Origin of the sequence: Streptomyces sp. NPDC051109, assembly GCF_044455885.1 — a bacterium.
GTDB lineage: Bacteria > Actinomycetota > Actinomycetes > Streptomycetales > Streptomycetaceae > Streptomyces.
Genome location: NZ_JBITFF010000006.1, coordinates 1 through 13152, shown reverse-complemented (window position 1 = coordinate 13152; position 13152 = coordinate 1). Strand labels below are relative to the sequence as shown.

General features: G+C 73.5%; 10 protein-coding genes and 3 pseudogenes. 7 read left to right on the top strand and 6 right to left on the bottom strand.

Annotated elements, in window-relative coordinates; translation table 11 throughout:
- Window positions 1–218 precede the first annotated feature (218 nt).
- Window positions 219–1529 (top strand): SAV2148 family HEPN domain-containing protein, encoded by a 1311-nt coding sequence (locus ACIBAD_RS13330; protein ID WP_134070232.1) that lies wholly within the window; start codon window positions 219–221, stop codon window positions 1527–1529.
- Window positions 1530–1619: 90 nt separating this feature from the next.
- Complete coding sequence (locus ACIBAD_RS13325; protein ID WP_134070230.1) at window positions 1620–2375, top strand: 3'-5' exonuclease; 756 nt, start codon at window positions 1620–1622, stop codon at window positions 2373–2375.
- 18 nt (window positions 2376–2393) lie between these two features.
- Here ACIBAD_RS13325 and ACIBAD_RS13320 read toward each other — a convergent pair whose 3' ends face one another.
- Window positions 2394–3932 carry a hypothetical protein gene (locus tag ACIBAD_RS13320; protein ID WP_134070228.1) on the bottom strand — a complete coding sequence of 513 codons (1539 nt, stop codon included), beginning with the start codon at window positions 3930–3932 and terminating at the stop codon, window positions 2394–2396.
- Window positions 3929–5995, bottom strand: coding sequence for a hypothetical protein (locus ACIBAD_RS13315; RefSeq protein ID WP_134070226.1), 2067 nt, complete (start codon window positions 5993–5995; stop codon window positions 3929–3931). The genes ACIBAD_RS13320 and ACIBAD_RS13315 overlap by 4 nt, the downstream gene beginning before the upstream one ends.
- Before the next feature lie 555 nt (window positions 5996–6550).
- Between ACIBAD_RS13315 and ACIBAD_RS13310 the strand changes: the two are divergent.
- Window positions 6551–6747: pseudogene (locus tag ACIBAD_RS13310) on the top strand (transposase); the annotation flags it as partial.
- 95 nt (window positions 6748–6842) lie between these two features.
- Window positions 6843–7367, top strand: coding sequence for an AAA family ATPase (locus tag ACIBAD_RS13305; protein ID WP_398906453.1), 525 nt, complete (start codon window positions 6843–6845; stop codon window positions 7365–7367).
- Window positions 7368–7440: 73 nt separating this feature from the next.
- Here the strand turns inward: ACIBAD_RS13305 and ACIBAD_RS13300 are convergent, their stop codons facing one another.
- On the bottom strand, window positions 7441–8301 hold the full coding sequence (locus tag ACIBAD_RS13300; RefSeq protein ID WP_398906451.1) for a phosphotransferase enzyme family protein: 861 nt from the start codon (window positions 8299–8301) through the stop codon (window positions 7441–7443).
- A gap of 72 nt (window positions 8302–8373) precedes the next feature.
- Here ACIBAD_RS13300 and mgt point away from each other — a divergent pair.
- Window positions 8374–9650 (top strand): annotated as a pseudogene (gene mgt / locus ACIBAD_RS13295) (macrolide-inactivating glycosyltransferase).
- Window positions 9647–10198 carry a DUF1697 domain-containing protein gene (locus ACIBAD_RS13290; protein ID WP_134070216.1) on the top strand — a complete coding sequence of 184 codons (552 nt, stop codon included), beginning with the start codon at window positions 9647–9649 and terminating at the stop codon, window positions 10196–10198. Before mgt ends, ACIBAD_RS13290 begins: the two are co-directional and overlap by 4 nt.
- A gap of 2 nt (window positions 10199–10200) precedes the next feature.
- On the opposite strand, the gene ACIBAD_RS13285 is transcribed toward ACIBAD_RS13290, so the two are convergent.
- Window positions 10201–11049 (bottom strand): aldo/keto reductase, encoded by an 849-nt coding sequence (locus tag ACIBAD_RS13285; RefSeq protein WP_398906448.1) that lies wholly within the window; start codon window positions 11047–11049, stop codon window positions 10201–10203.
- Between the two features lie 46 nt (window positions 11050–11095).
- Here ACIBAD_RS13285 and ACIBAD_RS13280 point away from each other — a divergent pair, with 46 nt between their 5' ends.
- Window positions 11096–12097: a ketopantoate reductase family protein gene (locus ACIBAD_RS13280; RefSeq protein ID WP_398906446.1), complete on the top strand. Its 1002-nt coding sequence runs from the start codon at window positions 11096–11098 to the stop codon at window positions 12095–12097.
- A gap of 154 nt (window positions 12098–12251) precedes the next feature.
- Here the strand turns inward: ACIBAD_RS13280 and ACIBAD_RS13275 are convergent, their stop codons facing one another.
- Together ACIBAD_RS13275 and ACIBAD_RS13270 are read right to left on the bottom strand one after the other, a co-directional pair.
- Window positions 12252–13049: a sirohydrochlorin chelatase gene (locus ACIBAD_RS13275; RefSeq protein WP_398906444.1), complete on the bottom strand. Its 798-nt coding sequence runs from the start codon at window positions 13047–13049 to the stop codon at window positions 12252–12254.
- Window positions 13050–13057: 8 nt separating this feature from the next.
- Window positions 13058–13152 (bottom strand): annotated as a pseudogene (locus ACIBAD_RS13270) (ABC transporter permease); the annotation flags it as partial.

Below are 13152 nucleotides of genomic sequence, written 5' to 3'. Positions count from 1 at the left end.
CGAAAGTGGGGCCGCACGCGGGGACTTGGGATGCTCCTACCGGGTGACCCGGAGAGCCGATATGCGGGTCAGCGGACTATGCGGGCATCCGATAATGGGTCAACGGGCCATCCGTGTACGGCCCATCGGACCGCATCGGGCTGCATCGGGAGCCGAGCTCGGAGTACCCTTCCGTGATCACTGGAGACGGGCGTCCAGACGCAGAAGGCGGTGCACGGGTGAGCTCGGGAGGTCTGGAGCTGCCCCCTGGTGACAACGGTCACGAGGGCGGCCCGGCGGACGCCCCAGGAGGTGCACCCGGTGGTGCGCCCGGCGGGGGTTCCGGCGGGGTGTCGGGCGGGGTGCCCACGGGGGTGCCGGCCGGGGCGGTGTCGTTGGCCCCGGCGGCGGCCGGGAGTGTGCGGGCCGGGGCCGAGCTGGACTGGGGCGCGGACGCGTGGAGCGAGGTCCGCACCCGCGCGCAGCGGGCCGGCCGTGCGTACATCTGGCTGAACCTGATCGAACAGCGGCTGCGCGCCGTCGTCGGCGCGGTGCTGCGGCCGATCTACGAGCCCGTGCACGGCGGGGACGACTGGGTGGTCGCGGCCGCCGGGCCCGCCGGACAGGAGTGGGTGCAGCGGGCCGTCGCGGTCCGCGAGGTCAGCCGGCGCAAGGGCTACCTCCTGGACCCGGCCGACGACAACGTGCTGAGTTTCCTGACGCTCCCGCAGCTGCGGGAGCTCATGGTCCAGCACTGGCCTTGCTTCGAGCCGTACTTCGACGACCGGCGGGAGATCGAGCTGGCGCTCGACGAGCTGGAGGTCACCCGCAACGTGGTCTCCCGCAACCGGGCGCTGTCGCGGGCGGTGCTGGAGCAGGCGGAGCGGGCCTCGGCGAGGCTGCTGGAGGTGCTGGGCGGCGGCGCGGGCTCCCCGGCGGCGGACCGGCTGCCGATCGACGCGGTCGAGGACCTGGTGGGCGACCGGTACGCGGACGTCATCTCGGTCCACCCGGACCGGGTGCGGCTGCAGCGGCAGCTCCCGGCGGAGGACCTGTTCGGGGGTGCGCGGCGGCTCGACGCCATCGGCATAGGACTCAACCTGCTGGTACAGAACTTCTCGGGCCGAAGACTCGTGCGCCTGACGGAGGCCGGCTGCCGCGTCCGGCTGCTGTTCCTGAACCCGGCCAGCAGCGCCGTGAAGCGGCGCGAGCGGGAGCTGGGCCTGCGCAAGGGCGAGCTGAGCCGCTCGGTGGAGATGAACATCCTGCACGTGCGCCGGGTGCGGGCGGGGCTGCGGGATCCCTCGCGGTTCGAGATCCACGTCTTCGACGAGACGCCCCGCTTCACCGCCTATCTGGTGGAGGGGGAGAACTCGGGCATCGCGGTCGTGCAGTCCTACCTGCGCCGGGCGCGCGGCATGGAGGCTCCGGTGCTGGTCCTGCGGGGCGGCGGGACCCGCGGCCCGGCGCGGGACGCGGAGCACGGGCTGTTCCCGACGTACCGCGAGGAATTCGAGTCGATCTGGGAGGACTCCCGCCCGGTGTCCTGACTGTCAGTGCCCCGTGGCAGGCTGAAAGTCATTGACCGAAGGCGTACGGGGAGCACGGGGGAGGGACACGGGGTGGAGGACCGGCACGGCATGGGGGACTGGCACGGCGGTGTGCTGATCGGATTCGACCTGGAGACGACCGGCACGGAGCCGGGCGAGTCGAGGATCGTGACGGCGGCGGTCGTCGAGGTGCGGGCGGGCGAGGTGCGCGACCGGCGCGGCTGGCTCGCCGATCCCGGGATACTGATCCCGGAGGGCGCCTCGGCCATCCACGGGATCAGCACGGAGCGCGCGGTGGCGGAAGGCCGCCCGGCGCGGGAGGTCGCGGACGAGGTGGCGCGGGCGCTCGTGGAGCACTGGCGCCGGGGCGCGGTGGTCGTCGCGTACAACGCGGCCTTCGACCTGACCCTGTTGGCGGCGGAGCTGGCCCGTCACGGGCTGCCCTCGCTGGCCGAGCGGCTGGGCGGGACGGAGACCGGGCCGGTGGTGGACCCGCTGACCATCGACCGGGCCGTGGACCGCTACCGGCGCGGCAAGCGGACGCTGGAGGCGGTGTGCGAGGTGTACGGGGTCGTCCTGGACTCCGCGCACGACGCGGGCGCCGACGCGCTGGCCGCGGTGCAGGTGGCCCGGGCGATAGCCGCCCGCCACCCCGAGGTGGCGGCGCTCACCCCGGCCGCCCTCCACGCCCGCCAGGGCACCTGGCACGAACGCTGGGCCCGCGACTTCCAGTCCTACCTCCGCCGCCAGGGCACCCCGGACGCGGTGATCGACACGGCGTGGCCGCTGCGCGGCCTGCTGCCGGCCCAGGCCCAGGCCCCGACCGAGGCCCCGACCCAGGCCTGAGGCCGAGGCCGGCCTGCCTCAGTTGGGGATGGAGCAGTTGGCGTCGGGGGCACGGCCGGCGGGCCACGCGATGCCGTCGAAGGCGGCGGTCTTGGTGGCAGGGTCCAGGTGGACCATGGAAATGGTCTTGTTGTACGGGTTGCCGTACTGGTCCAGGCAGATCCAGCCACTGGCTCCCTCGACCCGGTTGTTGCCGTGCAGACGCAGCCAGCTGTCGGCGACTTCGGAGAGGGAGGGCATCTTCACGCTGCCCACCGCGTCGTTGCGGATGCCCGCAACAGCGGTGGAGACCGCGTCGTAGGTGATGATGACGCGGCCGTCGGACAGGTCGGTCGGGCCGATCGAGTCCGGCTCCTTGGTCGCGAACTTCTTGACCAGGTCGGACAGCTCCTTCAGCGCGGCCTTGGAGCCGCCGGTCGCCGCCGTGCTGCTCTCCCCCCAGGCGCCGGGGTGGGCCAGGGCCGCGTACCGCAGGGTGATTCCGGCGCCCTTGGTGAGGGCTCCCCACTGGTCGGCGAACTTCTCGTCGACCGTCAGGGTGGAGGCGTGCGAGCCGCTGATGACGGTGTAGTGCTTGTTGCAGGTCCGGTTGCCCAGCTCGACGAGGAACTGGCGCAGTTGCACCGGACGGCCGGCGAAGTAGACGGTCTGCGCGGCGGAGGCGCAGATGTCCGGCACCATCTGGTGGAAGTCGTTGGCGAGGTTGGCCTCGTCGTTGAAGTCGGGCGGCGACCGGAAGGTCTCCGGGGCGTTGGGCGCTCCCTTGGCGAGCTTCTCGAAGGTCTGGCGCAGGCTGGTCAGATAGTTGTCGCCCTCGCGGATGTCCTCGACCACCAGTGTCTCTTCGGGCTTGATGTCCGATCCGTACGAGGCCAGGGCGTTGGCCTGGTCGGTGTTGCCGGGTGCGACCCGGGCGAGCCCCGGGTAGCGGTGCGGGTCGGCGGCGGTGTTCCTGATGTCGTCCGCGGTCATGGGACCCGCGACGACCGGAATGCCCTTGTCCCGGGTGAGGTAGCGCACGGCCGCCTCGGTCTCGGTGATGCTGATGTTGATGCCGGCGACGGCCCGCAGGTTCTGCTTCCCGTCGGCCGCGGCCTGCGCCAGCTGGTCGGAGACGGTCCGCCATTCCTTGTAGCCCCGGCCGGGGTTGGCGAGGACCAGCCGGATGGGCGGCTGCTTGTTGTTGGCCTGGTGGTTCGCGCGGTACTGGGCCAGATAGGCGCCCTGGACCTGTTCGACGTACTCCCGCCGCTCGGCGGGGGCGTCGGAGATCATGGGGATCATCAGGGCGATGGTGGCCGGGGACTTGCCGGCGACGCTGTCGTTCTCCGCCTTGATGCGCTCGCTGACCTGTTTCAGCGACGGGTGGAAGACGTAGCTGCCGTCGGTGACGCCGACACACTCGTGCCGGGCGCCGCGCTGCGCCACGCCGGGGGCGCAGGCCGGGTCCTCGGCGAGCCAGCGGTCGTAGGCGACGTAGCCGCCGGTTCCCAGGACGACTGCGAGGGCGACGATCAGCAGGGCACGGTTCAACGGTCCGGCGGGCCAGAGTGTCACGGGCGCCTCTCTCCGTAGGCGGGCAGGTCGGGTGCCTGGATCCAGTGGTGCAGGAGCTGCGGCCACTCCTCGAAGGCCCGGTAGAAGACCTCCTGGGGGCCGACGGGGCTGTTCTGGGCCAGGGTGAGCAGCTGCAGCCTGATGCTGTTGATCTTCTGCTGGTCGGGGGGCGCGAGCGGATGCGACTGCAGCCACAGGTCGAGTACGAGGCGCTCCACGGCCTGGCGCACGGGGTCGCCCGCAGCCGCGTGGGGCTCGGCCCCGGCCGGGGCGCCCGGTGGGTGCGGCGCGGCACAGACCAGGTTGAGGGCGGCGAGCCACCCGGGCGCGTCCTGCCCGGCCAGGCGGCGGTGCAGGGCGCGGACGACGAGGTCGCTCTCGCCGATCGCGAGCGAGTGGTGCAGGTAGCGCGCATCGTGCGGCTCGGCGGCGTCCGTGGGGTACAGGAGGCGCAGCCGCCGGTGTCGGCCCGTCCACTCCGCGGCCCCGGCCGGCCCGCTGCTGCGGGTGCGGAGGTCGTGCAGGAGCAGGGCGCGCAGGGTGGGATCACCGACGAACGGGCCGCCGGTGCCCGGCCAGCATCCCTGGGCCCAACCGTCCTGCCGCAACAGGCTCCTGGTCTCCGCCACGGGCACCACGGCGGCCCCCTCCACGGGGTTTCCGTCAGGGCTGCGCGGCACGTGGTCGGTGTTCAGCGCGTGGGCGGCCGCGTCGTCGAGAGCCGGGGTGTAGTGGGCGAGTCGTGCCCGGGCCTCGCCGCCCGGGGTCAGGAGCCGGAGCAGCCGCTCGTAGACGGGCAGCGCCGGCTCGTCGGCGAGTGTCAGGTCGAGCAGCCCGGCGTGCTCGTAGGGCTCCGGCGCGTTGATCCTCAAGTCGGCGGCGAGGGCCAGGGGGCGGGCGATCCCGGCGCGTCCGGAGCTGAGCCGGTGGATCATGTGGGCCGCTTCGGGCTCCGCCCGGTTCCCTTCGAGCATCTCCTTGACCTCGTCGAGATCGAGCTGTGCCAGCGGCAGCCTCAGCACCCAGCCGGCCGCCGTCTGCGGCCGGTCCTGCCGCCAGAACGGGCCCGCCGCACTCCTCGTCGACGGGGTGACGCCTTCGCGGTCGGGCACGGCCGGCTCCGGTGCGAGGGCGGTCACGACGACGCCGGGACGCGTTCTCGCGGGCTCCTCGTGCCAGACGCCGGTCAGCGCGTCCATGACCGTCCGGCCCAGCGGGGTGTGACAGTTGTCCAGGAGCAGCAGCGGGCGCGGCACACGGTTCTTCAGTCGCATCCAGGTGTACTGGTCCGCTATGTCCTCCAGGAGGGCGGCCACCAAGTGCCGCTCCGCGTCCCGCCGGTCGTCCTCGTCGCCGCGGAAGCACATGGCGAGCTCGGTCAACTGGGCGTACCCGTCGCCCTGGGGGCCGACCCGTCGCCCTGCCCACCAGCTCAGACCGTGCTTGTTGGCGCGCGGGCCGAACAGTTCGGTGGTCACGATGTCGATGAGCGGCGCCACCAGCTCGCCCACGCCGGGACCCATCCCGGCCGCGGCGGCCGCGGTGACCTGTCCGATCCAGCCCGCCACCCGCTGGTTGCGTTCCTGGAGGTCGGGCTGGCTCTCCCGGAGCAGCCCCGCGAGGAGGCGGCGGGCGGCCGCCAGCTCGGCCGGCTGGACCGTCCCGGACTGCCAGCTGGTGACCGCGAGCAGTCCTTGGGTGAGCCGCGGGAAGGACGGTTTCCAGCCGAACTCGTTCGGCTTCCGGCTTAACCGGTCCATCAGGTAGAAGAGCAGGTCGGAGGTGCGCGAGGCGTTCGCCGTGGTCGCATCGGCCGAGGAGGCCAGCCCGGGCTGGCCGAAGTCCGCCGCACCGAGGTCCGCGTACGCCTGCGGCAGGCGTTGCGCGTACCGGTGCGACAACTCCCTCAGGAGCGCGGTCTTGCCGCTGAGCCGCCCGCCGCCGCACTCGATCAGCAGCGGACTCCCGCCCGGTATCCGCAGCCGGGCGGAGCCCCGGGATTCGAGCCCCACCAATGAAGGCACGACGGCGTCGAGCACCGCCGCCCGTCCGTACAACGTCACGTGACCCCCCAGCCGTCCGGCTCGAACCACCGCCGCGATGGATGGAGAGTAAGCGGACGACCGCATAGCGCCGCAGGTATATGACGAAGCCGCACCTCTAGGTTACGCATTCGTGACTCACGGTGGACCGAACGCCCCATTGGCCCCTTGTGTCGCCCCTTCGGCCCCGTCGGCCCCATCAACCGCAGGAGGAACCCCCTGCCGCGTCTGGGGCCGGGCGACCAGGTCCACGGTGCGCGGCCGTCCGCGCCCGAGCCGGCCGCGCAGCTCTTCCATCTGGACGGGGCGAACTGCGGGGAGTGGTGCGGCGGGACCAGGTCGAGCGGGCGCTCCACGCACGGGCCCGCGTGGCCCGCCCTCGCGTGGGCCCGGACCGGCAGGTGGACCAGCGACCTCGGCGAGGTGGCCGCGAGGGCCCGCAACCCTGCCGTGAGGTGGGCGGCTTCCTGGTCGAACGAGCCGTTCAGGGACACGGGCACCGCGTGGCCGGGGGTCCCGGGCCGGGCGGATGACCTTGAATTCCACGGCGCCCGGACGGGCGGTGCACAGTGTGGTGTGCGAGGCCGGGGCGGGCGTTGGAGTGACCATCGAACAGTGCTCAACGGGATCTTGTTCCGGATCCGCACAGGAGTCCCTTGGCGGGATCTGCCGCACCGGTTCGGGAGCTGGAAGACGGCCTGTGAGCGTCACCGCCGGTGGTCGGCGGACGGCACCTGGATCGGATCGTGCAAGCCGTCCCGACCGATGCCGACGCCCGCACCGCGGCGCCCCTCCGCCTGTGGCTCAGCCCGTGATCGGGCGGATAAAACGGTGGCTGCCTGATCGGCTTCCCTGCCACGATCTGGGGGTGACCACGTTGTTCCTGATGGTCGGCCTGCCAGGGGCCGGAAAGACCACACGGGCTCGGCAGCTCGCCGCAGAGCACGGCGCGCTGCGTCTGACGCCCGACGACTGGATGATTCCCCTGTTCGGCGGGGCGGAGGCGGACGGGAAGCGCGATGTGCTGGAGGGGCGCATGCTCTGGCTCGCCCTGGAGGCGGTCAGACTGGGCACCGACGTCGTCGTGGACTACGGCTGCTGGTCACGGGACGAACGGTCCGCGATCCGCTGGCTGGTGGAGGCCGAGGGGGCGTGCTTCCGCATGGTCTACCTGCCGGTGGACGAGGAGACCCAACGCGCCCGTATCGCCCACCGCTGGGCGGCCACCCCCGAGGAGACGTTGCCGATGTCCGAGGCCGACGTCCTGCACGGGCGCGCGCATTTCGAGGAGCCCGACGCGGCGGAGCTGGAGGGCCGCAGGGGCGCCGGCCCGCCGCCGGGGTGGGTCGACTGGCGGGAGTGGGCCGCCGACCGGTGGCCGTCGTTCGCGTGACTGCTGCGGCCCACGACAACTCGCCCGTACCGGGCGTGCCTGCACCAGCCCGAGATGATCCGCCGGACCGCCCCTAGAAGGCGTGCCAGCGGGTTTCCGGGTCGGCGTCGCGGAGGGAGGTGACGCGGCGGCGGAATTCGGTCAGGGCCTTCGGGTTGGTCGGGGCGTGTTGGGCCACCCAGGCGCAGCTGGCCGTTTCGCGGGCGCCGCGGAGTACCGCGCAGCCCTCCCAGTCGCGTACGTCCCAGCCGTAAGCCGCGACGAAGGCCTCGTACGACTGCGCCGGCAGGCCGTACCGGTCGCGGGAGAGGGCCATCACCACCAGGTCGTGCTCGCGCAGATCGGCCGAGACGGTCTCCAGGTCCACGAGGACCGGACCGGCCGGGCCCACGTGGACGTTGCGGGGCAGGGCGTCACCGTGGATCGGGCCCGGCGGCAGGTGCGGGGTCAGCGCGGCCACCTCGCCGGCGTACGCGTCGCGCCGGGACCGCAGGTACGCGGCGTCGGCCGGGTCGACGGCCTCGCCGGCCAGCCGGAGCCAGCGCTCGACCCCGCCCAGCAGGTCCCGCGCGGGCAGGGGGAACGGCGCCGTCGGGAGGGCGTGGATCTGCCGCAGCAGCGCCGCCAGGTCCTCGGGGCCGGCCGGGCGGGTCGGGTCCGGGAGGCGGTGCCACACCGTCACCGGGTGCCCCGCCACCAGCCGTGCCTTCGGCTCGGCCGCGCGGACCGCGGGGACCCCGGCCTGTTCGAGCCAGCCCGCCACCGCGAGCTCCCGCTCGGCCCGCTCCAGCAGCGCCGCCTCCCGGCCGACCTTCACCACCAGGTCGCCGGCCGCGAACACCGCGTTCTCGCCCAGCGCCAGCAGCGCGGGCGGCCCGGCCGCTCCCGTCAGGCCCGCCGCCGTCAGTACGTCCCTGGCCTGCGCCTCGTCCATGCGGTGTCTCTCCGGATCCGGATCTTCGTGGATCCGCCAAGTCTCGCACCCCGACCCGGACCTGGCCGGAAAATCACGTTGCACGAGACGTATCGTCTCGTTACGCTCGATGCATGACCTCAGCCAAGCCCGCACACATCGCCATGTTCTCCATCGCCGCCCACGGGCACGTGAACCCGAGCATCGAAGTGGTCCGGGAACTCGTCGCCCGCGGCCACCGCGTCAGCTACGCCGTCCCCGCCTCCTTCGCCGAGAAGATCGCGGAGACCGGAGCCACCCCGGTGATCTGGAAATCCACCCTCCCCACCGACGACGACCCCGAGGCCTGGGGCACCGAACTCATCGACAACGTCGAGCCGTTCCTGAACGACGCCATCCAAGCCCTGCCGCAGCTCGCGGCCGCCTTCGAGGGAGACGAGCCCGACCTCGTCCTCCACGACATCACCTCCTACCCGGCGCGCGTCCTCGCCCACCGCTGGGGCGTCCCCGCCGTCTCCCTCTCCCCGAACCTGGTCGCCTGGAGCGGGTACGAGGAGGAGGTCGGCCAGCCGATGACGGCCGAACTGCGCGCCACCGAGCGCGGGCAGGCGTACTACGCCCGTTTCCGCGCCTGGCTCGACGAGAACGGCATCGAAGAGGACAGCGACCACTTCGTCGGCCGGCCGCGCCGCAGCATCGTGCTCATCCCGCGCGTCCTCCAGCCCCACGCCGACCGCGTCGACGAGTCCGTCCACACCTTCGTCGGCGCCTGCCAGGGCGACCGCAGCGCCACCCAGGGCACCTGGGAGCGCCCGGCCGCGGCCGCCGGGAAGAAGGTGCTGCTGGTCTCCCTCGGCTCCGCCTTCACCCGCCAGCCCGCCTTCTACCGCGCCTGCATCGAGGCCTTCGGCGACCTCCCCGACTGGCACGTCGTCCTCCAGATCGGCAAGTTCACCGACGAGGCCGAACTCGGCGCCGTCCCCGCCAACGTGGAGGTCCACCGCTGGGTTCCCCAGCTGGACATCCTGCGCCGGGCCGACGCCTTCATCACCCACGCGGGCGCCGGCGGCAGCCAGGAGGGCCTCGCCACGGGCACCCCGATGGTCGCCGTCCCGCAGGCCGTCGACCAGTTCGGCAACGCCGACATGCTCCAGGGCCTCGGCGTCGCCCGGCACGTCCCCATGGCGGAGGCCGACGCCCGCACCCTGCGGGAGGCCGTCCTCGCACTCGTCGAGGACCCCGAGGTGGCCGCCCGCGCCGAGGCGATCCGCGCCGGGATGGCCGCCGAGGGCGGTACGCGGCAGGCGGCCGACCTCATCGAGGCGGAACTGGCCGCACTGTCGGTGCCCCGCCCTATCGTTCGGTCATGACCACGAAGAAGTACGCGGCCCTGCTGCGCGGAATCAATGTCGGCGGGGCCAAGAAGGTCCCCATGGCCGAGCTGCGCGAGGTCTTGACGGACCTCGGCCTCACCGAGGTGCAGACGTACCTCCAGAGCGGCAACGCCGTCTTCACGAGCCCGGAGAAGGACCCGGCCGCCCTCGCCCGCGAGCTGGAGCGGGCCATCGAGGCCCGCTTCGGCTTCGCCGTGGCCTGCCTGGTGGTCGACGGGGAGTACCTGAGCGCCGTCGCCGAGGCCTGCCCCTTCCCGGCCGCCGAGCTGGAGGGCAGGCAGCTGCACGCCACGTTCCTCTCCGCGCAGCCCGGCGAGGAGCGGTTCGCCGCGATCGACGGGCCCGCGTACCTGCCGGAGGAATACCGGATCGGCGACCGGGTGGTCTACCTCTACGCCCCGGACGGCCTGGGCCGCTCCAAACTGGGCGAGGCGCTCCACAGGCCCGCCGTCTTCAAGGGCATCGACGCGACGACCCGCAACTGGAACACCGTCGTCAAGCTCGTCGAGCTCACGGCAGGCTGACGCTACCCGCCGACCGCGTCGAGGGCCGCCAGCTCCCGCGGCGTCAGCCGGACGGTCGCAGCGTCCAGGTTCTCGGCCAGGTGGGGCAGGGACCCCGTCCCCGGCGTGGGGCACAGCACCGGCGACCGGTGCAGCAGCCAGGCCAGCGCGACCTGCCCCGGCCCCGCCCGGTGCTCGGCGGCCACGGCCGTCACCGCGCTCGCGCTCTCGCGCGTCAGGGTGCCGCTGCCCAGCGGGTAGTACGGGAGGAACGCGATCCCCAGCGCCTCGCACAGCGCGAGGACCTCCGCCGAGGACCGGTCCATCAGGTTGTACGGGTTCTGCACGGCGGCGACCGGGACGACCTCCAGCGCCTGCCGCAGCTGTTCGGCGGTCACCGTGTCCAGGCCGATGTGCCGGATCTTGCCCTCCGCCCGCAAGCCCGCCAGCGCGCCCAGCTGTTCCGCCGCCGGAACCGTCGGATCGAAGCGGTGCAGCTGGTAGAGGCCGATGCTCTCGACCCGCAGCCGGCGCAGGCTCGCCTCGCACATGGCCCGCAGCTGCTCGGGCCGCCCCGCGACGTGCCACCGGTCTGGGCCGGTGCGCACCACCCCGCCCTTCGTCGCGACGACGAGCCGCTCCCCGTACGGGTGCAGGGCCTCGGCGATCAGTTCCTCGGCCAGGTCGGGGCCGTAGTTGTCGGCCGTGTCGATGAGCGTGACACCGCGCTCGACGGCGGTGAGCAGCAGGGCCCGGGCCTCGGCGCGGCTGCCGCGCGGGCCCCAGTAGCCGGGGCCGACCAGGCCGCCCGTGCCGAGGCCGAGCCGCCGTACGGGAAGTTCTCCACCGAGGAGGAACACGTCGTCGACCATGCCCCCGACGGTAGCGCAGGGGCCCGGATGTGCCAGGCTCCTGGCCATGCGTTACATCATCATCGGCGCCGGGGCGATCGGCGCGACCATCGGCGGACGGCTGGCGGAGGCGGGCGCCGAGGTGGTGCTCGTCGCGCGCGGCGCGCACGCGCAGGCCCTCACGGCGGACGGGCTGCGGCTCACCACGGCGGACGGGGCCCGGGTGTATCGGATCCCCGTGGTCACGGGACCGGCGGAGCTCGGCGAACTGCGGCCTGACGACGTCCTGTTGCTGACCGTGAAGACCCAGGACGCGATCGCCGCCCTCGACGCGTGGGGCGACGCGGAGGTGGCCGGCGGCGGTACCGCGGCGCAGCGCCTGCCGGTGCTGTGCGCCCAGAACGGGGTGGAGAGCGAGCGGCTGGCGCTGCGCCGCTTCGCCCGCGTGTACGGGGTCTGCGTCTGGCTGCCCGCCACCTTCCTGGAGCCGGGCGTGGTCTCCGCGCTGTGCGCGCCGCTGACGGGCATCCTGCACATCGGGCTCGCGGCGGGGGGCGCGGACGCGCGGGCCCGGCGGATCGCGGCCGACCTGGAGAAGTCCGGCTTCGAGGCGCCGGTCGTCGAGGACGTGATGCGGTGGAAGTACGCCAAACTGCTGGGGAACCTGGGCAACGCGGTCCAGGCGACGACGGGCCCCGAGCCGCACCCGGCGAAGACGGCCCTGCTGCTGCGCGCGCAGCGGGAGGGGCGGTCGGTGCTCGGGGCGGCGGGTATCCCGTACGCCTCCGACGCGGAACAGGCGGCGGCCCGTGACGGCAAGGTCGACCAGCCGCCCGGCGTGCGCGGCGGCTCCTCCTGGCAGTCCCTGCACCGGGGCACCGGCTCCATCGAGGCGGACTACCTCAATGGCGAGATCTCCCTGCTGGGCCGCCTCCACCAGGTCCCGACCCCGGTGAACGACACCCTCCGCCACGCGGCGAACATCTTCGCCCGCGAAGGCCTTCCGCCGGGCGCGATGTCGATCGAGGACCTGACGGCCCTGGCCGACGAGGCGGCGGCCAGGGCCTGAACGGCGTTGCCAGGCCTCCGATGCCGGGCGGCCCCGTGCTCCGCACCCATCAGAGGCCTGGGCACGGGGCGGGTCGGAATTGCCGGGACCGTGTCAGAACGTCCGGTCGCTGCGCCAGGTCGCCTGGCTGGACGGGTTGTTCATGTCGTGGGGATCAGGCCGCGGCGAGGAGGGGCACGCCGCGCGGCGCCGTGTCATAGCGGCGCAGGAGCAGGCGGGCCAGTTCGGGGGCCGCGCCCAGGACGCCGGCCACCAGGTCCGCCCCGGCGGCTTCCGCACCCGCCGCGATACGGTCCGGCAGGCGTCCGGGGGCGATGACGTACGGGGCCACCACCACCCGGCGTGCGCCGTCGGCGCGCAGGGCCCGTACGGCGTCCTCCGTACGGGGCAGGCAGGCGGAGGCGAACGCAGGCCGCACGGCGCACCAACCGGTGTGCCGCCACTCCCGCGCGATTTCAGCGATCACTGCGATCGCCTCCGGGTCGGAGGAACCGGCGGACGCGAGCACCACCGCGGTGGTGGCGCGGTCCGCCGGGGTGAGGCCCGCTTCCGCGAGGCGCCGCTCCAGGGCGCCGACCAGCAGTGGGGACGGGCCGAGGACGTCCGCGATGCGGACCGAGAGGTCCGGCAGCCGGGACGTGGCCTCGGCGAGCACCGCGGGTATGTCGGACTTCGCGTGGAACGCCCGGGTCAGCAGCAGGGGGAGGGCCACGATCTCCCGCACGCCCGACCGGTACAGGGCGGAGGTCATCTGCGCCACGGTGGGGGTGTCGAAGTCGAGGAAGGCCGTCTCCACCCGCAGCCCCGGCCGCAGCGCCCGCGCCCGCCGGGTGAGGGCGTGCACGGTCGCCGCGTGCCGCGGGTCGCGGCTGCCGTGGGCGATCACCAGCAGGGCGGGAGCGGCGGGGCCGGTGGCGGGGCCGGCGCCGGTGGCGCGGAACACGGAACGCATGGCGCGACTCAGCTCTTGACCAGGAGGCCGCGGGTGCGCAGGGTGCGGCGTTCGAGGGGGCTGAAGATGAGGAGGTCGATGGCGATGCCGACGGTGAGGATCA

Bases quoted from the DNA above. Each gene is read 5' to 3' on its own strand.
- ACIBAD_RS13290 (WP_134070216.1), top strand. From the start codon at position 9,647: ATGACCACGAAGAAGTACGCGGCCCTGCTGCGCGGAATCAATGTCGGC.
- ACIBAD_RS13300 (WP_398906451.1), bottom strand. From the start codon at position 8,301: ATGGACGAGGCGCAGGCCAGGGACGTACTGACGGCGGCGGGCCTGACG.
- ACIBAD_RS13325 (WP_134070230.1), top strand. From the start codon at position 1,620: ATGGGGGACTGGCACGGCGGTGTGCTGATCGGATTCGACCTGGAGACG.
- ACIBAD_RS13275 (WP_398906444.1), bottom strand. From the start codon at position 13,049: ATGCGTTCCGTGTTCCGCGCCACCGGCGCCGGCCCCGCCACCGGCCCC.
- ACIBAD_RS13280 (WP_398906446.1), top strand. From the start codon at position 11,096: ATGCGTTACATCATCATCGGCGCCGGGGCGATCGGCGCGACCATCGGC.
- ACIBAD_RS13285 (WP_398906448.1), bottom strand. From the start codon at position 11,049: ATGGTCGACGACGTGTTCCTCCTCGGTGGAGAACTTCCCGTACGGCGG.